Annotated in this window: 17 protein-coding genes; all 17 read left to right on the forward strand. The window is 38.8% G+C overall.

The window, feature by feature from the left end; all coding sequences use genetic code 11:
- Positions 1-40 precede the first annotated feature (40 nt).
- The 17 genes from IWC72_RS17635 to IWC72_RS17715 all read left to right on the forward strand — a co-directional run bounded on the left by IWC72_RS17635 (position 41) and on the right by IWC72_RS17715 (position 21,192).
- Positions 41-667 carry a C40 family peptidase gene (locus IWC72_RS17635; protein WP_194527494.1) on the forward strand — a complete coding sequence of 209 codons (627 nt, stop codon included), beginning with the start codon at positions 41-43 and terminating at the stop codon, positions 665-667.
- Between the two features lie 2 nt (positions 668-669).
- On the forward strand, positions 670-1,578 hold the full coding sequence (locus tag IWC72_RS17640; RefSeq protein ID WP_194527495.1) for a hypothetical protein: 909 nt from the start codon (positions 670-672) through the stop codon (positions 1,576-1,578).
- A 21-nt stretch (positions 1,579-1,599) separates the two neighbouring features.
- Positions 1,600-2,451 (forward strand): TssN family type VI secretion system protein, encoded by an 852-nt coding sequence (locus IWC72_RS17645; protein WP_194527496.1) that lies wholly within the window; start codon positions 1,600-1,602, stop codon positions 2,449-2,451.
- 10 nt (positions 2,452-2,461) lie between these two features.
- Positions 2,462-3,604: a hypothetical protein gene (locus IWC72_RS17650; protein WP_194527497.1), complete on the forward strand. Its 1,143-nt coding sequence runs from the start codon at positions 2,462-2,464 to the stop codon at positions 3,602-3,604.
- A gap of 9 nt (positions 3,605-3,613) precedes the next feature.
- On the forward strand, positions 3,614-4,123 hold the full coding sequence (gene tssO / locus IWC72_RS17655) for a type VI secretion system TssO (RefSeq protein ID WP_194527498.1): 510 nt from the start codon (positions 3,614-3,616) through the stop codon (positions 4,121-4,123).
- A gap of 7 nt (positions 4,124-4,130) precedes the next feature.
- Positions 4,131-6,593 carry an AAA family ATPase gene (locus IWC72_RS17660; RefSeq protein ID WP_194530694.1) on the forward strand — a complete coding sequence of 821 codons (2,463 nt, stop codon included), beginning with the start codon at positions 4,131-4,133 and terminating at the stop codon, positions 6,591-6,593.
- 48 nt (positions 6,594-6,641) lie between these two features.
- Positions 6,642-7,073, forward strand: a complete 432-nt coding sequence (locus tag IWC72_RS17665) for a GPW/gp25 family protein (RefSeq protein WP_194527500.1) — start codon at positions 6,642-6,644, stop codon at positions 7,071-7,073.
- Positions 7,074-7,133: 60 nt separating this feature from the next.
- Positions 7,134-8,993: a type VI secretion system baseplate subunit TssF gene (locus tag IWC72_RS17670; protein WP_194530695.1), complete on the forward strand. Its 1,860-nt coding sequence runs from the start codon at positions 7,134-7,136 to the stop codon at positions 8,991-8,993.
- 186 nt (positions 8,994-9,179) lie between these two features.
- Complete coding sequence (locus IWC72_RS17675; RefSeq protein ID WP_194530696.1) at positions 9,180-10,973, forward strand: type VI secretion system Vgr family protein; 1,794 nt, start codon at positions 9,180-9,182, stop codon at positions 10,971-10,973.
- Between the two features lie 198 nt (positions 10,974-11,171).
- Positions 11,172-13,679, forward strand: coding sequence for a DUF4280 domain-containing protein (locus IWC72_RS17680; protein ID WP_194530697.1), 2,508 nt, complete (start codon positions 11,172-11,174; stop codon positions 13,677-13,679).
- Positions 13,680-13,685: 6 nt separating this feature from the next.
- Positions 13,686-14,795: a hypothetical protein gene (locus IWC72_RS17685; RefSeq protein ID WP_194530698.1), complete on the forward strand. Its 1,110-nt coding sequence runs from the start codon at positions 13,686-13,688 to the stop codon at positions 14,793-14,795.
- A gap of 552 nt (positions 14,796-15,347) precedes the next feature.
- Positions 15,348-17,177, forward strand: a complete 1,830-nt coding sequence (locus tag IWC72_RS17690; protein WP_194530699.1) for a type VI secretion system Vgr family protein — start codon at positions 15,348-15,350, stop codon at positions 17,175-17,177.
- 1 nt (position 17,178) lies between these two features.
- A complete protein-coding gene (locus IWC72_RS17695; RefSeq protein WP_194530700.1) occupies positions 17,179-18,042 on the forward strand; it encodes a hypothetical protein in 864 nt (287 codons plus the stop codon).
- The gene (locus tag IWC72_RS17700; RefSeq protein WP_194530701.1) at positions 18,032-19,180 is read left to right on the forward strand and encodes a DUF4280 domain-containing protein; all 1,149 of its coding nucleotides are present in this window, start codon (positions 18,032-18,034) and stop codon (positions 19,178-19,180) included. Before IWC72_RS17695 ends, IWC72_RS17700 begins: the two co-directional genes overlap by 11 nt.
- A gap of 5 nt (positions 19,181-19,185) precedes the next feature.
- Positions 19,186-19,893 carry a HEAT repeat domain-containing protein gene (locus tag IWC72_RS17705; protein ID WP_194530702.1) on the forward strand — a complete coding sequence of 236 codons (708 nt, stop codon included), beginning with the start codon at positions 19,186-19,188 and terminating at the stop codon, positions 19,891-19,893.
- Positions 19,894-19,897: 4 nt separating this feature from the next.
- Positions 19,898-20,707 (forward strand): DUF7832 domain-containing protein, encoded by an 810-nt coding sequence (locus IWC72_RS17710; protein WP_194530703.1) that lies wholly within the window; start codon positions 19,898-19,900, stop codon positions 20,705-20,707.
- A 14-nt stretch (positions 20,708-20,721) separates the two neighbouring features.
- On the forward strand, positions 20,722-21,192 hold the full coding sequence (locus tag IWC72_RS17715; RefSeq protein WP_194530704.1) for an Imm30 family immunity protein: 471 nt from the start codon (positions 20,722-20,724) through the stop codon (positions 21,190-21,192).
- Positions 21,193-21,261 lie beyond the last annotated feature (69 nt).

Below are 21,261 nucleotides of genomic sequence, written 5' to 3' on the forward strand. Positions count from 1 at the left end.
TTATCCATTGTTCCCTTCAATTAAATGTACGATTTTTTATATGAAATTAAAACTGTCTTTTCTTTTAATTATTGCCTTGCTTAGCGGTTGTGCCAATAAAACTGCCGTAGCCGGCCAAGGCGAGTATTATAGGCAAGAAATAGAAAAATCCAAACGTTTGGCCGCAGCAAAAGTAGTGCAAGATAAAAAAGAAATTACCATAGTAGAACCCTCCTACCTAACTAAGGAACAAAGACTGGGTTTTTCTGAATTATTAGGTGTCCCGTATGAAGACCTAGAAAACGAAAAATTGTATGCAAGTATAGATGAATGGATGGGCACGCCCTACCAATGGGGAGGCACTACCAAAAATGGAGTTGATTGTTCTGCCTATGTACAAGATATTTATGAAAAAGTTTATGGTTTAAAACTTCCAAGAACTTCTATCCAACAGTTTGATTTTGATATAAAAGCTCACTTTTCCGGTCAAAAATTTTTAAGACAAGGGGATTTACTTTTTTTTAGATTACGAGATGAAGACAAAGTGGTTTCCCACGTGGGCATTTACCTTCAAAACGGAAAATTTACAGGATCAAATTCCCCCCATGGAGTTCAAATTGCAGACTTGAACTCAAAATATTGGCAAGATAGATTCGTCTCTGGCGCACGTTTGCTCAAAAACCTGTAAACATGAAAAGCCTTTCCCCAGAAAAAATACAGCAAGAGCTGTTCGACCTTGATTTTGATCTAAAGGCAGAAACCTTTATTTCTTATTTAAATAATGAAGAGACAGCAATTGATATAGTTCTTAGAGACTTCTTTAAAAGACGCTTTAGTAAAGACATAACGACTATACAGGAAAGTCTGGACAAAAAGAACACTATAGAGGTATCGTTAAGCCGCAGAAGTTTTTATAATATTTTTCCCGAACGTTTTTTTCACCAAACTTATTCCGGAACGCCATATGTAGAAACCATGGTTACGGATTATAACGGTAGAAAGATTGAAGAAGAAAATGCCCGAAAGTTTTTCAAGCCCTTGGAAACCGAATTTTTTCTTCAGCGTGTTGCCATAGAGTCAGCTGAAGACCTTACCTTTAAATCTTTAGGCAGTCCGGAATTGGTTGGCTTTTTATTAAATCTTTGGCAAATAGACTCTAGAATCCCGGCAAGTACGGCTGCAAAAATTCTTAAAACAATGCCTTTCATGTACAAGATAGCCGGTGATTTGCCGTTGTTACAATTAGTATTGGAAAACATTATTGAAGAAAAGCTAATAATTGAGAAAGATTATGCCACTATAGCATCGGAAACGAAGCAAGAACCATGGCAATTGGGAATAAATATGGCTACTGAAGGAAAACCTGTTACCTTTCTTCCAAAATACATTTTTATCATTGACAAAATAAGACGACCTGAAAAAATAGTTGATTACATGCCCAATGGAAAAATTAATGTACTAATGAATTTCTTTTTGGAACACACCTTGCCCTATGAGGCCGATTTTGAAATAAAATTTACGCTGGCAGATAAAGAAAGAGAATTTGTGATGAGCGAAGATATATATTCCGGAAGACTTGGCGTATCCGCTACAATTTAGACCCCTATGATTGGAAGTTACTTGAAAAGATTTATAAACGTAGAAGCCCTGATTCCTTTTGCAATGGTCTTGGTTTTTATTTTGTTGGCTCTTGGTTTACTGGCCCGGAAAACCCCTGGTTTCAAAACTAGAAGGAAAAAATATTACTATTACCTTGCTGCGCTAATTGCCGTAATGGGCATATTTTTAGCAATAATATACAACCTGAAACAGTCTGCATTAATGTTCCGTTATTTTTGGATATTAGCCTTTGCAACGGTAATGGGCGGTCTTCACGTGTTTTTCTACCGCTATCTGTTTGAAAAATTCGATATAGATAAGGGGCTAAAAGAATTACTTTATGGAATTATAACCTCCTTTGCGGTTATGGTCCCCGTAATCCTTATTGCGGCGCACTATAAAGATTTGCAATATCTGCCCTATTATTTTCTGACGATTGCGGCATTTACCATACCTACAAGCTTTTTTGTACTCTATAAATATTCGGTTTCAATTCCTGTAAAGTTATACACCAAATGGTATTACCCGTTACAGAAAAAATACGATACACCTGAGCATTACGAACTAAAGAACATGATCATACTTAACTTTATGTTCTACAAAAATACCGAAGCTGGGGAAATGACCAGCTTTAAAGCCAAAGCACCCAAAAATATGGAATTCGGCCGGCTGTTCTTTTTCTTTATAAACGATTATAACGTTAAAAAAACAACAACCAAAATAGAACTAACGGATGCATCAGGTGACCCTCACGGTTGGTATTTTTATAGCAAACCAAAGTGGTACGGAGCTTCTAAACATATAGATTCAGAGCTTACTGTAGAAGATAATAACCTAAACGATGGCGATGTAGTAATTTGCCAACGTATATAACGTAAATATCATGATAGAGGATATCAAGAACTTTAAAATTAATTGGGTAGACGGCATGAAAATCTCCAAGGAGCATTTTGAAAGCCTTCAGAATTTTGCCGAAAACAGTATAAAAGATGCCTATGTTGTTCGTAAAGGAAGATACGGTCATGGTTTTTTAGCGTCTTATCTGGATGGTAATAATGAGTACGCCATAAACCTGGACATTCACAAAAGCCTAAAGGTAAGCATCAAAAAATTACGAGCGATTACCCCAAACGGAAACCGAATAGAGATTACAGAAAATACGCCTTCCGTTAAAGAAGAAATTGTGGTTGATGAATTAGCGGACAGTAAGCTTGATGAAGGCTTTCTGCTAATAAACCTAGATACGGAGCACACCATACCTTTTGGAGAACAGGACCCAAAGGAAATTCCACCAAGACATCCATTTTTGACCAACGGTCAGTTTTTTACTTTTATTACCAGTGATGATTTAGCAAAATCAGGACTGTCCGGCAACCAACTCCCAATTGCCAAAATTCAAAAAGAAGGCAAAAGCCTTTCTATTGCAACAGACTATATACCTCCTAGTTTAACTCTAGGCGCTCATGAAAGTTTAATCGACTTTTATAACGATACCGAAAACTTCGTAAAAATGACAGAACGCAACGCAATTCTTATCGTTCAAAAAATTATGGCGAAGCAGAGCGATAATCCCGTTGCGGATGCCATGCATTTGGCGGTTGATAAAGCGTATGCATACCTTGCTCAGCAGATTACAAAGATAAAATGGGAAGAGTATGATATGCACCCAAAGGAGCTTTTAGAAATTATTGTGAGTTTTGCCCGAGTTTTTAAAGGATCTGTAGACATCTCATCATCACAGAATAAAGAAGAACTTTTTAATTATTTTGGAGAATGGACCGAATTAAAAGGAGGTGATTATGAAAAAATTTTCACGGATGTAATCAACATGCAATACAATCATAACGATGTGAACCAAAACCTAATTTTAGCGTCTGGCTTCATGAACGTTATTGACCGTTTGCTTACCGTGTTAACACAAGTTGATTATATCGGAAAACGAAGGGATATGGGCATTTTCGTAAATGAAAACATAGTCCAGAACAAACAGGACAAATCCAACAAACCTTCTTTCCTAGCTGATTAAAATTCTATTATGGAGATACTAAACAAAAAAGAACGAACTTCCTCTTTCCTATTGTTCTTACTAATGTTCGCCATAACGGTGGGTATTCTGTTCACGGCTTTTTTCTATAGCTACAAACTACCTTGGAAGGAAAATGCCGTTCTGCGTAAGGAGAATAAAAAAATGCAATATGAATTTATCTACCAGAAAAAATTTATAAATGCGCTAGAAGGGGTGGACAAACAAATAGATTCTTTGGATACCGTAAAAGAAGGTTGGTTTTTTGTAGAACAGTCCATTATCAAAAACCTTATAGACCTTAGAAGTGATATTCCTAAAGATTCTTTGGATGACCGCAGTATGTACGAAAACTTGGTCCTTACCTACAACAAATTGGTAGATGCCAAAAGAGATTTAAAGCAAGTAGAGAGCGCCAGACAGGAAATAAACGACCTAGAGGAGCAAATTACCGATTACGAAAAAGAAATCAGCAGGCTCAATACCGCATTAGATCTTGCCAAACGTATGAACCGAAACTAACCATTGCATGAATACTGAATTAGAGAAAGCTATACATATTGCCACACAACTTGCCGAAGAACACCAACATGAAAGCTTTGGCCCCGCTCATTTAATCAAAGCCTCTTTAAACAGGGACCTTTCTTTACTTCGTATTTTACACGACAAAGGGGTTGATGTATACTTTATAGAAGAGTGGGCAGATGTTAATATGGAATCCCACCCTAAACGTACCAGTCGCACTTTGGCGGTAAAAGCTAGTTCAGAGGCAAAAATGGTCTTTGTTGAGGCGGAAGAGATACAGACCAAGTTAAACAGACCAGATGTAGACCTTATCTGCTTATTCATATCTGCTATTACGCCAGGTGTAGGTTTTAGTTTCGATAAAGTAAAATCACTACCCGTTAGCAGCTCAGAACTATTCGATAGTTTTTCTAACGGTACGGATAGCAAAGGTGCAGCTAACAAGAAAAGCGTAAATACTACAAACGATTTTACACCCGACACCGATGTTCTAAAAAAATATACCAACGATTTACTTGTTGAAGCTGCCGGTGGTTATTATGACCATATCATAAATCGTGATCGGGAGCTAAAGCAAATCGCTGAAATCCTTAGCCGAAAATCCAAGCCCAACGTAATGGTGCAAGGCGAGTCCGGTGTAGGCAAAACTGTTTTGATACATAATTTGGCCAAGGAAATTCACTCCAGAAAAATCGTGGATACTTTACAAGAGGCCACCTTATTAGAAGTAGATACCGCCATTTTACTTTCTGGAGCTTCGTATAAAGGAGAAGTTGAAGATCGTTTACAAAGTATCTTTAACGAGGCAAAAAACCTGGTAAAACCTATTCTATTTATAGATGACTTTCATGTGCTGTTACAAGACGCGTCTGCAAGCCAAGGCATTTTAAATGTTATTAAATCGGAATTAAATAAAGGTGAGGTTATCTTGATCGGGGCAACCACAGCAGATAGTTATAGAAAACACATCGCCAATGATGACGGACTTAACAGAAGATTTGAATCCGTTACCGTAAAAGAGCCTGATCCAGAAATGGCTTTTCGTATCTTAAAAAGTGTTGGCCAGACCTATACTGAGCATCATGTGCTCACTATTGATGATGAGGCGCTAAAAGAATCCATTCGCCTGGCAAAACGGTATTTAAAAGAGAAAAGCTTACCAGATTCCGCATTGGATTTGGTAGATAGAACAATGGCCGCCGCCAATGTGTCCACACAATCCTTGCCAACAGATTTACAAGATCTGAACGATAAGCTCAATGCAATAGCTTCTAAAACGGAAAAACAAAAGGAGTCCGAAAAAATTCAAGCTATAGATTGGGTCTACATCGAATTAAAAAATAGATTAAGTCCTATTGTAACCGGAAAATTTGATACGGAAGATAGCTTACGTCTACCTACCTATGAAAAAAAATCAGCTTACATAAATAGTATATTATCCGGTATAACGGAACATTCCAAAGAAAAACGAACTGCTGTTACCGAAGAGGATTTAGCAGCCATGGTTGCCGGTATAACTGGTATTCCTGCAGGAAAGGTACAATCCCAAGAACGTGAGCGACTGCTGGAAATGGAGACTACGCTTATGAAAAGGGTCATTGGTCAAGATAACGCCATTAAAACCGTTACGGAAGCCATTATAGAATCTAGATCAGGGCTTTCCAAGGCCGGGCAACCCATTGGTTCTTTTTTCTTTTCAGGACCTACCGGAACCGGTAAAACGGAACTGGCAAAATCGTTAGCGGAATTTCTGTTTAATGATGAATCGGCCATCATACGCTTTGATATGTCCGAATTTAAGGAAGAACATTCCGCAGCCTTGCTTTATGGAGCTCCTCCGGGATATGTAGGGTATGAAGAAGGCGGTGTCTTGGTAAATAAAATACGCCAAAAACCATATTCAATCGTACTTTTTGATGAAATTGAAAAAGCCCATCAATCCGTTTTTGATGTATTCTTACAAATACTTGACGAAGGGAAACTAAACGATCGTTTGGGGAAAGTGGGTGATTTTTCAAACGCCGTTATCTTGTTCACTTCAAACATTGGTTCCGATTTTATCAGCAAATCAATAGAAGGAGGAAAAATACCCAAATCCAATGAGCTGCTAGAAATAATGGCCAGCTATTTTAGACCGGAATTTTTAGGCCGAATAACTGAAATTGTTCCTTTCGCTCCCATTTCCGAGAAAAACGCTCCGTTTATTTTCGATTTACACTTAAAAAAGGAGCTCTTGGTACTAACGGAAAGATTGGGAATAACCTTAGAAATAGACAAAAAAACCAAAGAACATTTATCCTTAGACGGGTTCTCCCCAACCTATGGTGTACGCCCGCTCAAGGCCGTTATCCGTAATAAATTAAAAAGGCCGTTGTCCAAAATGATTATCTCGGGAGAGATAAAGGCACCACAAACGGTAAATGTTGCGTTAAAGAAAGGTGAACTGGAATTTAAGGTAAAGAAATAAGCAAGCTAGTTCGTTCATAGTAGTATTAACCGTATCTGAAAAAAAATAATGGCTAAACCGTATTACCAAGCACCATTTGATTTCAAACGTTTTTTTGAAAAGAAAGAGCTAAAGAAATTAACGCTACAAGATTCTATTTCTCAATTCATAAGTGTGATTATAACCACCTATTTTGAGGAATATACTTTTGATGAGCATTTTGGTAGTGAAATCTGGGAAACGGATTTTGACCTTTTGGTAAATACCAATGTTCTAAAAGAGAGAATTAAAAAGTCGTTAACGGCACAAATAAAGACTTACGAAAAACGCCTATCGAATATAGACCTAAATATTGAGTTGATGGAAAGCCTGTCTTCCAAAACCAATAAGGTTCGCTTAAAGAAATACCTCTATATCACCATAAAAGGTACAATTGTAAAGACAGATGAGCCGTTTACATTTAATGGAGACTACTATTTAGCTCCATTATCGTATAAATAATAAGTTAATAGGAGTTAGTACCGAAGAACTAGATTCAATTATCAGCCAAAAAACAACTAAATGAAGAGCCTTACAAAAGAGGAGATAAAAGACAGACTGATCCGAAGGGCCGCCGAGGATTGGGGTGTAGACGATATGGAAATAGAATATTCCTTTGACCCTATTGTCGGGATTCTTTTTGATGCTTGTGCTCATGAGTTTGAACGTATCTCAGACACCATTAAAACTAGTCGTACCAAGGTTACGGAGCGTTTGGTAGATTTGCTTACACCGGAAATATCGGTTACGGCCAAACCCGCACATGCTATTGTACATGCCTTACCCGTTGATGGTAAAATGGTAATAAACGAACGAAGTCAATTTTTTCATAGAAAACGCATGCCGCTGTTCAGGGATAGCGGAAATGAAGATTTTAAGGATTTTTTCTTTTGCCCTTCGGGTGAATTTACTTTAAACAATTGCGAGCTTAGCTATATAGCCTTTCCGGATAAAATAGTTTCGCACCATAATCATAGAACAACGCCATGGCTCAATAGTTCGGATTTTATCGGTAGTCCGGAAAATAGCAGTATCTATATGGGTATAAAGCCTGCTCCAGGCATAAAGACCATTGACGACCTCATTTGCTATTTTGACCTTTTAAACTTTACCAACAAAGAGTTGTTGGTACACCATTTAGGTATTGCGGACTGGTCTATTAACGGAGAACTATTAAACGTAGTTAAGGGGTATGCGCAACCAGAAATAGTTAAAGACGACTACAGCGCATATATTAACGAAAGCATACAAAGCAAGATACAGTTTTACGAGGAATACGTAAGGGAGTTTTACAGAGATCATTTTTATACGCTGGAAGGTAGCATCAATCTAAAAGGAAAGCTTAAAAAATACCCGGAAGAGTTTAAGGAATTCTTGAGTCAGAAAGATTTAGATGCCTTGACTACGCCTTTGTTATGGATAAAAATAGAGTTTTCTACAGTGGTCTCTTCTTCCATGTTAGAGAACCTGCACTGCCATATCAACTGCTTCCCTACCTTAAATAAAAAATCGCACAGTGTTAGTAAGCGGTTACAGCCTAATTTCAATATCATTCCATTAGAGGCGGGAGAAGATTTCTTTTTGGATGTCCACAACGTATTGGGAGACAGCGGTAATGAATATTATGTACGTGACAGAAACAAAAAAGATGATACCCGCCCCCAGGCTTATTTACGTTATGGAGGTGTAAGTAGGTTTGATGAGCGCGATGCTTCGGAATTATTAAACTATACCTTAGACCTTCTAAAAGAAGACAGTGTTGCTTTTTCCGCCATGGGCGATGATTTTATAAACAGCAACCTTAAGGACTTAAAGCAAATTGTTTCCCGGATCGAGCAGCAAATAGAACTACGCAATTTCAGAAAACACAAAATCCCATATTTGATCGTCAACCGAAATAGTGTAGAAAAAAATAGGGACAAAATAGTTTTTACGGACTATTGGACAACTACGGGTGAGAAGGCCAATAAAATAAATCCGTACAGTAAATTATTCCAATACTCGGGAACCGCTTTTAAGCCGGAATCACTGGTGTTTATAACAGGAAGCTTAGGCGGTCATGATGAACCCAATCCAAGCGAAAAAATTTATGCCTACAGGGAACAAGTGCTCTCTAGAGGGCGTATCATTACCCGTCAGGACATCATTCACCACTGTTATGCCGTATTCAAAGATGCCATAACAAAAGTAAAAGTAGAAAAAGGTGTTATGGTATCCCAAAGCAACTCCGTGGGCTACACCCCTACTACCGATATTTACATAACCCGGAATGTAGATGCCGATTATAGTGAGACGGACTGGGAACATTTGAAAAAAGAACTGTTGATCGGCATAAAGACCAGATCAGCCAACGTTTTGCCGTTTCGGGTTTTCTATACCTAGCAACCTATAATAACCCAATAGGGTAATACGTTAGCTTATAGCGTTATATAATTTGTAAACTATAATTTACAAAGTTGCCTGTATACAAACAGGCAACTTGTACGAAATACCGTTCATCGAATTGTCATTTGAATTTTTGGTAACCCTTAGAATTCTAAATATCTTAATCAGTTAAAAAACCACCGCATGTCCAAAATCGTCAATATCAACCTCATTTTAAACGGTAATGCATTTCTTCCAAATTCGGGCTATTCCGTATCCGTAGAACAGGCCATTGGCGGCCACAGTACTTTTCGTATCGCTTTTCCCGCCCATGCCTCGGAAACCTATGCCGGACCCCTTATGGAAAATGCATTGGGCTATATCGGCAAGAAAATGTCCATTGGGCTCAATTCCGGTGAAATGGAATTTATAGGTGTGGTTACCAATGTAGACCTTCAAAAAGGAAACGGTGCTTCCGGTACCCTGGTCATCTCGGGCCATGGACCGTCCGTTCTACTGGCAAATTCGGTACAGTGCCTTAGTTACGAAGAAGGTACATCGTTATCCCAAGTTGTGGAGGACACCTTAAAAGGACATTCCACGGATATATTGAAAAAAAGTATAGGTACGGGTACAGGTATTTCATTGCCCTACACGGTACAATATAATGAAAGTGACCTCTCGTTCCTACAAAGATTGTGCAGCCGATACGGGGTTTGGCTCTATCATAACGGACGTGATTTTTGCGTGGGAAAATCCGACAGCGCTACCCTTAACGGCGTGTACGGGATCGATGTTCTATCATTCAATTTATCTACCTCGCTCAAAGAACAGGTTTTTGACATTAAAGGGCACGACTGGGTAAACAACACCCAATTGGAGGCTAGCTCGGCCGCCCATACCGCCAATTCGTCCCACCCCTATCTTTCATCCGTAAAAGACGAATCCGATACCCTGTTCAATAAAAAAAGCAGTTACGACTATACCATAGGACAACATGAATATAGTGCACAGGCCGGTCTTGATACCGCTGCCAAGGTGAACACCTTGGGAAGGGCATCCGGTATGGTGACCGCTTCCGGATCCTCCGAGCTAGTGGGCATGCGCGTGGGAGATACGCTTTCCTTAAAGGGTCTTAATTTTTCCGACCCTACAGCACAAGATCCTTACGGATCATACGATATTATAAAAGTGGTACACCGTTTTGACCATAGCGGACACTATAGCAATTCTTTTGAAGGCGTGCCAGAAGGTACCGAACACCTTCCCTACTCCAACAGTTTTGCTGTTACAAGGTCTGCCGATCAGCGTGGACTTGTTTTGGACAACGCAGATCCCGATGGCCTCGGACGGATAAAAGTGCAGTTTCCTTGGCAAAAACCTATGGGGACGAACACTCCGTGGATAAAAGTACCTACTCCCTACAGTGGTGGTGGTAAGGGGTTTTATTTCATTCCCGAAAAGGACGAAGAGGTATTGGTAGGCTTTGAAGGCGGAAACCCGGAAAAACCCTTTGTACTTAGTGCAGGATTCAACAGCAGTGCCAGTAGTGGCTTTGCGGATGCCGATAATAATATTAAAGCGATAAAAACAAGAAGTGGACATATCATAGAATTGAATGATACCGATGGCGGGGAGAGTATAACGATTAACGACAAAAACGGCAATAGCATACATATTAATACTTCAGAGGGAAATATGACCTTTACCGCCCAAGGTGATATGGAGTTCAATGCAAAAAACGTAAGGTTCAACATACATGAAGATATGGATTTTGACATTGGTGGTAGTAAAAAGGTTTCCGTCAAGAAAAACTATGATACAGATTGTAAAAACAGTACTGAACGGGTCTTTAACAATAAAGAAATTAATATAGGCAAAAAGTTGGAACAGGTTTCAGGTGAATCCATCGTGCAGACCAATCAAGGAGAAATGTTGATTGATAGTACGGGTAAGCTTACTTTGCAAAGTAAATCTGAGGTTGATTATGGCGATTGAAATTAAACATCGCTATTTTAGATTTAAAAATTATTGAAAAGGAAATAAGGAAAAGTTGTTAGATTGATTTTTATTAGATGCTACTTGCATTTACATTCAAAACAGCAACTCTAACAATCTCTTATATCATCGCTTCAACCCCTGTTTTATTAGCGAATCTAGTATACATAATAAGAAAAACCATGAAAAAATTTTAGAATGGCAAGAAGAGACTATGTAGTAGAGGGTGGAATGTTGGAATGCACATTAGGCACAGCACCAGGCGAAATATTGGTGACTTCACAACAAAAAGTAAAAATCAAAAAGAAGTTAAAAGCGACCAACAATGATAAAACGCTCAAACCTCCTTTTTTTGGTTCCTGCACCTGCTCTTCCCCTAATCCACCATGTTCCCCTATTTTCGAAGATTGGCAAATGACAAGTAAAAAATCAAAAATGGGAGATAAGCGCTTTGTCATGATGGATTCTAAAATACAATGTGGCAAAGGCGGTTTGGTAACTGTGAAAGATACAGGTCAAAATCTAGTCGGTACAGGAAAAGAAGAGCTTGAGCTTGATGAAAAATATCCAGAACTCAAAGGAGAAATCATTTTTGCGAACGGCTATCTCAGTTCTTCTATTGGTGGAGCTTTAAATGCGGTATTAGACTTGAACCCTGATGAGCCTAATCCAGATTTACAACGAGGACACAATACAAACGAAGTCGATATGATAGATGGGGAGGATATTCTATTAGACTCCGAACTTGAAGAAATCAATGCAAAAACTTCAATAGAAAATAAAAAAGAAGCTGAAGGTGCCGCTATCAAATACAAATCTTTAAAATTCGTTCCCTATAGTTATCCGTATCCTCTAAGTATGTCTCCTGGAATTCCTACAATGTCAGGAATACCTGCAATGATTCCTGTCCTTGAAGATAATTATCTAAATATTCCTACAGATATTAAAAGCTCTCCTAAATTTACGGGACAAGAGAAGAAAAATGTATTTTGGGGATACTGGAACCAATTAGGAAATAACAGAAAGGGATCCGAAACTTATGCTAAGTACTTTAATGCCGAAAACAATGAGCATTTTTTAAACGGATCACATGGATTGGGTTCCAATGGCCCCCACCGTTTAGACCATGGTATTGCACAAGGTTACCATTGGGCTAAATACCAATGGGGAATTATCCCAAAACAAGAAGTTGATGATTCCAAGGAAAAAGTGCCCTATATAGAAAGTTATTCTCCTGCCTATAAGCCTATTACCATTGTTATGCATAGCCAAGGAAATGCACCGGGCGCCGGTTTTGCACTGGGTGCAATGAAATATGCGAATGAGCTAGGCTGGGACAAAATGGCCTTGAACCTTATTTATCTAGGAGTACACCAACCCAAAAACCTTTGGGAAGAAGAGTACGAGAATTTTGTAAAGGTAAAGACTAACCATTATCAAGCAGATAGCGATTTTTGGGATTCGTTAGCCGCTTGGGAGCGTGCTGCTTTGGTGTCTGGTGGGAAACCAGCTAAAATTGCGCTAGGGCTTTCTCAGTACTTAAAAAATAAACCCGAAGATCAAAATATTTTGAAGTACCTGAACGGCATTTCTGAATTATTTGGTTCCGAACACCACAAATTACGTAACAAAAGAGGTATTTACGAACATTTGAAGGCTATTACCGATTTCAATGCTTTGAAAGATAGATCAGTGCAATTCACTTTCGCCAATGATCGAGCCGATATTGTTTGTAGGGACGGAGATATTCCAAAAATAGACTGTGCCTGTAATCCTAAAATAGATAGTTCGCTTTTTAGTGTGGAGTTTTTTGGTAATGGCCTTTCAGATAAAAATATGAACGAATACCTGAACAATCAAGGTAAAGAAATTTTAAGTATGCCCTCGGGTGGTGAGGTGGTTATACCATCCCATGCAGCGGTGCCTAGGTTAAAAGCAGAAGAAAATGAAAATGACCCGTCAATAATCGAGATTAAAGAATGGGCCGATTATCGCAGTCTCGCATTAGATTGGGGTGAGGCCATGGGTGAGTATATAAATGCAAAAAAAGCCTATGAAAAAGTAGCCGGTCGTAAATTCAGTTTAAAGGACCTCTTTTTTACCGCCCCTTACCTTTATGATAAAGCCGAAGAAAACGTCAAACTTGCCGTGATGAACAATCGATATCGTAAATTAATTCGCCAATATGGACGCATTCAGATTGCCGACTTGTATGCCCATTTTGCTCCGGTATCGTTTATACACAATGAGAAAATATTAAAGCATCCTGACTTCGAGAATGATGGTCTTGGCGGCACTGTTTGGGAGCGTATAAAAAAGGTAGGCCAGGATAAGTTCTATCGGGTTGAATATGGAACGGGTGAAGGACAGGGAGAAATGACCTCAGAACAAAAGAGAATTATACAAAAAGATTATGTTAAGGGAGAGGGTATAAGTAAAATGGTAGATACTGGCATAGCTAATTCCGCTTATATTAAAGATGTTATAGATACCTTTAGCAATGATAGAGCGGCTTCGGATGAACTTTACAAAGAACCCGTTCGCTCTGATGCCGAACAGCAAGTGGTTGACGAGCTATTGAAACAGTTCGGCGACACAAGTGCACAACGAGAATTAGATAAACTAAAATCTTTAGAACGTGTATTGCGGGAGAATCAAATAAAATCCATTCATACTAAAGTTGTAACAAAAAAGCTACTTAAATAATTTAGTATGAAAACAATATTCTATTTTACCCTTCTTTTAATATTCATAAGCTGTACCATGGGGCCAAAAGATAAATTTGATAAAAAAGAATTTGAAGAATTACAAAAAAATAATGGTAGTGAAAATTATGAGATTCAAGCTCTGTTCTCAAAAGATTTTGAAGTGATAAAACCATTGTTGAATAATAAAAATGGTGAAATTAATATATTTGGAAAGACAAATCCATTAAACAAAAGGGAGATACAATATAAAAGATTGAAAATTTCTATAGACGGGGAAGTTCTGGAAGAGGGCCCAACGGATGCAGGTTCAATAAAAGATGGTTCCATGTTTGGTTTTGACTTTTATTATAACTGGATTGTAAATGGAGATACCACCAAACATAAATTCCTAGATCCATTTTCCCTGAAAAGGATAGAAAATATCTATGAATTTGTGGCTATGGAAACAGATCCAAAAATATGGATGGGCAAGTTTGAAGAATGTTATAATCAGGCCTCACATGTAGTTATATCCCAAAATAATTCAAATAAGTACTATCTTAAAATTGAGGATAAATGGTACTTTATGGAAAATACCTTGGAGGGTACACCTGAAAATTTAAAAGACCAATATCCGGAAAAAGAGGACCAAGATTTACAAATGGTTGACCTTAGAGATTTGGCCCCGGAGTACTACCACCCTCAACAAGGGGCAACAGATAATAATCTAATTAAGATGAAGGAATACGAAAGCACCTTTTTTGAGAAAGAGAACCAGGGGCTAAACAGCTATAGTTATTCCGCAGGTTGGTGGTATTTGGAAATTTACATGCCCCTGGGCGACACGCTCCGAATAAAAAGATACAGCAACTACGAAGATCCTGAACTGCAACTTTATAAGATACCAACTGCAAATGGTGGTCGTGAGGACGTGTTGTTCATTATACAAAAACCAGAGGAAATGTTCCCTGAACAAGTAGGAGGCATGTACGTTATTCGCCCGCGAGATATGGCACAACCAGAGCGCAGGTATAAAAGTGTTTCTTATGGCACACGTGAAAATGGCCATGAATACATCATCAAATCACAGGAAACTACTGAATATACCGAATGGAGCAACAATAGAAAAAACTAGCACTAAAACTAAATATACGCAGCCATATAGCTACGCTTAAATTATAGTATCTATATTCCGGTTTTTTCATTAACCTTTTTTGACAAAAAAGTAAGACTACCTTTTTCAAAATGACCATCAAAATAATATTACTTTAAAATATCCTGTTTTTTGACCTTTGTGAATTGTACTATTGCCTAAAAAATAATTTGTGAGATATACCAACATCTCAGTAGTTATAGAACTACAAAATTCTCAAAACTCTTTTGAATCAAAGTGAAACTGGTTTATTAATTGGCTCGATATTATCGGTAGCAACCTTTAAGAATTTAAATCGATTGCAATGACCATTCCCGTGGCAATGTTGGCTAAACAATTGTAAATAATTATGATTTAAAGATAGAATCTTCAAATTATTTTTTTCATTTAAAGTGAAACCTTTCCAATCCCTTACCCTACATTTAACCGTATGTAAAAAGAGAACTTGTGCGAAATACCGTTCATCGATTTAAATCCTGAATTTTTGGTTACTCGTATATTTCTAAATACCTTAAACCGCTTAAATACAACCGCATGTCCAAAATTGTAGAGATCAAGCTTATTTTAAACGGGAACACGTTTCTCCCCAATTCGGGCTATTCCGTTTCCGTAGAACAGGCCATAGGTGGCCACAGTGCCTTTAGGGTCTCCTTTCCGGCGCATGCCACCGAAACCTATGCAGGTCCTCTTATGAAAAATGCACTTGGCTTTATCGGCAAGAAAATGTCTATAGGACTGAACGGTAGTAAAATGGAATTTACAGGAATCATTACCAATGTGGACCTTCAAAAAGGTGCCGGTGCAGCCGGTACGTTGGTAATCTCTGGCCATGGCCCGGCGGTTCTATTGGCCAATTCGGTACAGTGCTTCAGTTATGAAGAAGGCACATCATTATCGCAGGTTGTAGAAGATACCCTAAAAGGACATTCCACAGATATATTGAAAAAAAGTATCGGAACCGGTACAGACGTTACATTACCTTATACCGTTCAATACAACGAAAGCGATCTTTCGTTTCTGCAAAGGCTCTGTAGTCGCTACGGAGTTTGGCTCTACCATAATGGTTTGGATTTTTGTATTGGAAGAGCAGGCAGTACTACCCTTAATGGCGTTTACGGAAAGGATGTACTTTCTTTCAATCTTTCCACTTCGTTAAGGGAACAGGTTTTTGACATAAAAGGACATGACTGGGTAAACGATACACTCTTGGAAGCAACTTCATCCTCTCATGTGGCAAATTCGTCCCATCCGTATCTCGCGCCAGTAAAGGGAGAATCGGATGCCGTTTTCAATAAAAAGGGAAGTTACGACTATACCGTTGGCCAACACGAGTACAGCGCTCAGGCCGGTCTTGATACGGCCACCAAGGTGAATACCTTTGGAAGAGCATCTGGTATGGTCACCGCTTCCGGGACCTCGGAACTGGTAGCGATGCGCGTGGGCGATACGCTTGAACTAGAAGGACTTAATTTTACTGACCCCACAAAACAAGACTCCTATGGGTCTTACGATATTATAAAAGTAGTACACCGTTTTGACCATAGCGGACATTACACTAATTCTTTTGAGGGCGTACCTCAAGGTACAGAGCACCTACCCTACTCTAACAGTTTTGTAGCACCAAGGGCGGCCGATCAACGCGGACTTGTACTGGACAATGCCGATCCGGATGGTTTAGGAAGAATTAAAGTACAGTTCCCTTGGCAGAAACCTATGGGTACCAGTACGCCATGGATAAAAGTTCCTACCCCATATAGTGGCAGCGGAAAAGGCTTTTATTTTATCCCGGAAAAGGAAGAAGAAGTATTGGTTAGTTTTGAGGCCGGAAACCCGGAAAAACCGTATGTCTCCAGTGCCGGATACAATGTTAACGCCAAGAGCGATTTTTATGACCCGGATAACAACATAAAGGCCATTAAAACCCGTAGTGGGCATTTGATCGAGCTGAACGATACGGATGGTGAAGAAAGTATTACGATAACGGATAAAAACAGCAACAAGATTTTTCTGAATACTAAAGATAGCAGTATCAGTATAAGTGCTCCTGGTAATCTTTCGTTAACTGCAGATACTATAGATATTAAGGCTAAAAATGCGCTGACGATGAAATCGGAAGAATCGACCATCGCCATCGGAGCCAAAGAAGCTATTGGTATGCATAGTACTGAAGCTACCGTTCAAATTAGTGGTAAAGAAAATGTTGACATACGAAGTAATGAAGCCGAAGTTAAGATAAAAGCAAAAACGACTACCAATATTGTTGGAAACGACAAAGTGGATATCCTTTCTGGAAACGAACTCGCCATGCACGGCAAATCAACTAGCAAGCTTAGCGGTGGTGAAGTTCATGTAAACAAAGGTTAAGATGGAGGCAGAACTGCAGATAAAACCTTATGCCCTACAGCATAAAAACTACCGCCATACATCAAAATCTATTGTAGCCACAAAGGACATGATGATGAAAAACTCATCTGAAACCGTTTTACAAAAAACCTATGTGCAGCCCAATATTTCAGGCAAGGGCCACATTTTTGATGTGAAAACAATTTCCGAAACTTATGGTAAGGGCGGTGCCACGGAAAAACTAAACAAAGAAATGAATACCCTGCTACACGATATCTCCGTAGGTACCGATGAAAAGGGAAATTTCAAAAAAATATACAACAAGCCAACGGTAATCGAAAAATGGACCAAGGTTCGTAAACAATGGAAAAAAGAAGCCAACAAAGATACTCGTGAGCAAATCAACAAAACCATCGCCATTGTAGAGGACAACCTAGCCAATGGTAGTTTTGAAAAAGAGGTTGCCAATTCCGGCGCTCTATACTTTTTATTTCCAGGTCTACATGGTACCTATAGCGCTACTTCTGAAACCATCGTAAAGCGGCAGCTCGCCAAGTTTTTGGTCACCCAGCCCCTACCCTTAAAAATCGAATACAAGCTCAAATCGCCGGGGAATGCCAAAGCCCCTTTGGTCATTGAAGGTATTGGCACTGTTGACGAGGATAAACTAGATGCCAAGGAACTGACCAAGTTCATACGTACCCTTAAGGACAAAATAAATATGAAAGTTGAGCTTCAGGTGGACTATAAAGAACGTTTGGAGTTTGACCGTGAGCATTGGCTAGTTAAGGGAACACAACAAGTAAAAGTTAAGATTCCAGGTTTTTATATGACCGAGAGCAAACAAGAAATTACCGAACTAGAAAACAAAACACATGGCGAATAAAAAATATGTACCGCAAGGCACCTATTTAGCCTGTGATAAGGGCACTGTGCCCATGGAGTTCATGATTACGAACAACAATAATTCGTTCTTGTTTGACGAGCCCGTAGCCAACACGGGTGATATGGTGCCTATGGTGAACGTACAACCCATGGGTGTTTGTACGGTAACCAGCAGCGCCTGTGTACCCGCCCCGATTATGTGGGACGGCTTCGAGGATGGAATTTTCGTAGGCTTTTTTAATCCCTTATTAGAAGACTCGGTATTACCTTGTGGTGTTGGTGGTAAAATAGAAATCTTTTACTCCCTCGAAGATGCTACGGCTGCCTGTGCCGAGGAAGAATCCAGTTTTTGGGAAACCTTAGGAAAAGTGGTCTTGGTAGTGGCTGCCGTTGCTTTAATAGTGGTTACCGGTGGTGCGGCACTTGCTGCCATAGCTGCTATAGGAGCGGCCTCTGGTGCCTTAGCAACAGGAATTGCAGTTACTGTTGCCGCCTTGGAAGTTGCGGGTTGTTTGTTGACCGTTAAAGCCCTTTATGACTACTCACAGGATGGGGACGAAGAAGCCTTGTTTAAGGAAGTTGCGCTTGGTTTTTTGTTTTTGGGGGCTGGGAAGGTCGTCGAAAAAGTTGGAGGTAGAGTCCTGAGACATTTTGCAAAAGGCACAGATGAAGTATTGGAAGCTGGTGGTAAAGGCGCAGATGATGTTGTGAAGCAACTAGATGAAGTTGCAGACCCTCCAGGAACCTTTAGGGATAAAAATGGGAAGCTAAGGAATAAAGATGGTACTTTTGCAAAAGATCCTAAGGCGAAGGGGAAAAATTCAAACGCATATAAAAGAAGTGCGGCAGAACGAAGGAAAACTTTATTGCGAGATGCCAAAGACCCCAATAGTGGACTTTCCGATAGGGCAAGAAAACAAATTTTAGATTCAGATGGTAAAAAAGTGCCAAAAGGACATGAAGTATCACACGAAAAACCTTTATACACTAGAACAACAAATAAAGGCAAGGCAAAATTGGATAAAGCGGATAACATGAAAACACAACAGAAATCAGTTCATCGCAAACGGCATAAAGTGTGTGGTGATCAATATCACGATTTTGGCCCCGCAAATAAACCTTACAACCCAAAACCCTAAATTAAATGGATATTTCTAAACTTAAAATAAAATACAAAGAACTAAAAGCATTAGAAGATTCGGATGACGGAATTTTTGAGTTTAAAAATCTTCTATTAAAAGATGATGATGAAGATGTTTTACAGTTCCACATAGACATTTTGAATGATAGAGACGATCCATACCTTGTTCGAGACATACGCTCTTTTTTTTCAAAAAGAAAAGACCAAAAAAAAGTATCTGCTTTTATTGCAACAAAAATCAAAGACGGAATTGAAAATCCCTTGCTAAAAGCCGATTTGATTCAAATACTCGGTAACCTTAGAAGTCCTCTCGTAAAAGAAATTGTTCATGACGAAATAAAATCTGCAAATAGGGATATCCGTTATCGTTGCATAATTGTTATGGGCTGGGTAGGAACAACAATGACAGATTTGGATGTTTTAAATGAACGAATGATAAATGATGAAGATGGCCAGCTAAGGGGCTATGCCGCCACGGCCATGCGACAAATTTGGTATAACAAGAAATCGGTTAAAAACAGGGTTACGAAATACATTAAGGAAGCGATTGAGAGTGAAAAAGATCCGGAAGCTTTAACAGGTATGATTATTACCCTGCAAGATTTGCATAAAAAGAAATTGGGCATAAAAGAATCGAATTACGGAGATGTTTCTGGGGATGTTCAAGAAGCTAAATTGAAGGCTATAAAAATGCTTAGTAAGTTAAAATAAGGGTGTGAAAATATTTTTATATGATGTGGAGGCCAATCATGAGCTTCAAGATGAAGAATTGAACCTTCAAGAGGGTTTAAAAGAGTTTTACGAACTATCGGATGTTGAGGGTTCTTTTTTTGGAATTAAAACGGAATCAAAACCGATACAATTTACGTGGGAGGGTGAGGACAAATGGGTAGTTGATATCCCATACGATATGGAAAAACATATATGTCTTCAAAAATACGCCACTTACGACGAATGTGTGGAAATTGTGAAGTCGATTTTCTCCGGAACTGCTCCCGAAAAAATAAAGGGTCTTGTTCAGTTCAATATCATGACGGAAACCCTAGATGAAATTTTAACCAAAAACCCCAACTTTCCTGGATACTATAATGCTAAAAAAGATGCCTCAGTCTACGACGATTGCAAATGGCACATTGCAAACGATTTTCCAAAAGACCTCCCGAAAGAAGCTGCACTAACACATATGGGCATGTTTATGGGCTGGGCCCTGGATAAAGGATTTGAAAGTGATTTATTAAAAGAACGTTTTAACGAAAACATAGATAAATTCAAGAATAGGGAAATTACTGGTGCTAAATTTCTTAAACTATCCTCTGATTCGCGATTGGCCGCTAAAAATTTGAACCCTAACACCAACAGATTTGCGGAGTTCTACTATGGAACCAATGCATATTTTGATGACTATATTGATTTATCGGACGATGAAAATGAAACTGTTTTTCACGAACCAGACACATGGCAGAAGTACGAAATTGTTAAAAAAATGATAGATGAAAAATATGAAGAATGGACTTTTAAGAATTGATTTTGGGCATATAGATGGAAACAGAGAAAGAAGTTAAGAGATTAATAGCTAATCGCTTAATGCGCTCAGATGAAGAAATCGAAAATTTTGAAGAGGCAATGAATGCATTATATAGAGTTAATGATATAGACAATATAAAATTCTATTGCCAGGCGTTTGATGATAATACAGAAGATCGTGCAGTGATGTTTTCTTTGATTCACGGAATCGAGGCATATGATCAAATTTTTGGTACTGACAGGGCCACAGAAAAGTTTTTAGAGTCAATTCATTTTATGAAAGAAAAAGCTAAAGAATGGTTAGAAACAATGGTGCTTAGAGTTTTAAATGATGATGCGTCAAGAAAGGAAATGATACAACAGGTGAAACTAGAAAATATAAGTTCAGAAAATTTGATGCTATTAAAGCAGGTAATCGAAAATCTTATAAAAAGAAACCCAAATAAATTTGAAGCTAATGGTATAGAGGTTTTAAATGCATTTTGATTATTCCCCCCTTGCTAGCGCTCGTTTGTAACGAGTGCCGTACAGAGTAAGAAAGAACAAACTAAGCTA

The organism is Zobellia roscoffensis (genome assembly GCF_015330165.1).
Taxonomy (GTDB): Bacteria; Bacteroidota; Bacteroidia; order Flavobacteriales; family Flavobacteriaceae; genus Zobellia; species Zobellia roscoffensis.

Bases quoted from the DNA above. Each gene is read 5' to 3' on its own strand.
- IWC72_RS17650 (WP_194527497.1), top strand. From the start codon at position 2,462: ATGATAGAGGATATCAAGAACTTTAAAATTAATTGGGTAGACGGCATG.
- IWC72_RS17705 (WP_194530702.1), top strand. From the start codon at position 19,186: ATGGATATTTCTAAACTTAAAATAAAATACAAAGAACTAAAAGCATTA.
- IWC72_RS17695 (WP_194530700.1), top strand. From the start codon at position 17,179: ATGGAGGCAGAACTGCAGATAAAACCTTATGCCCTACAGCATAAAAAC.
- IWC72_RS17700 (WP_194530701.1), top strand. From the start codon at position 18,032: ATGGCGAATAAAAAATATGTACCGCAAGGCACCTATTTAGCCTGTGAT.
- IWC72_RS17635 (WP_194527494.1), top strand. From the start codon at position 41: ATGAAATTAAAACTGTCTTTTCTTTTAATTATTGCCTTGCTTAGCGGT.
- IWC72_RS17680 (WP_194530697.1), top strand. From the start codon at position 11,172: ATGGCAAGAAGAGACTATGTAGTAGAGGGTGGAATGTTGGAATGCACA.
- IWC72_RS17715 (WP_194530704.1), top strand. From the start codon at position 20,722: ATGGAAACAGAGAAAGAAGTTAAGAGATTAATAGCTAATCGCTTAATG.
- IWC72_RS17690 (WP_194530699.1), top strand. From the start codon at position 15,348: ATGTCCAAAATTGTAGAGATCAAGCTTATTTTAAACGGGAACACGTTT.
- IWC72_RS17670 (WP_194530695.1), top strand. From the start codon at position 7,134: ATGAAGAGCCTTACAAAAGAGGAGATAAAAGACAGACTGATCCGAAGG.
- IWC72_RS17685 (WP_194530698.1), top strand. From the start codon at position 13,686: ATGAAAACAATATTCTATTTTACCCTTCTTTTAATATTCATAAGCTGT.
- IWC72_RS17675 (WP_194530696.1), top strand. From the start codon at position 9,180: ATGTCCAAAATCGTCAATATCAACCTCATTTTAAACGGTAATGCATTT.
- IWC72_RS17665 (WP_194527500.1), top strand. From the start codon at position 6,642: ATGGCTAAACCGTATTACCAAGCACCATTTGATTTCAAACGTTTTTTT.
- IWC72_RS17660 (WP_194530694.1), top strand. From the start codon at position 4,131: ATGAATACTGAATTAGAGAAAGCTATACATATTGCCACACAACTTGCC.
- IWC72_RS17640 (WP_194527495.1), top strand. From the start codon at position 670: ATGAAAAGCCTTTCCCCAGAAAAAATACAGCAAGAGCTGTTCGACCTT.
- tssO (WP_194527498.1), top strand. From the start codon at position 3,614: ATGGAGATACTAAACAAAAAAGAACGAACTTCCTCTTTCCTATTGTTC.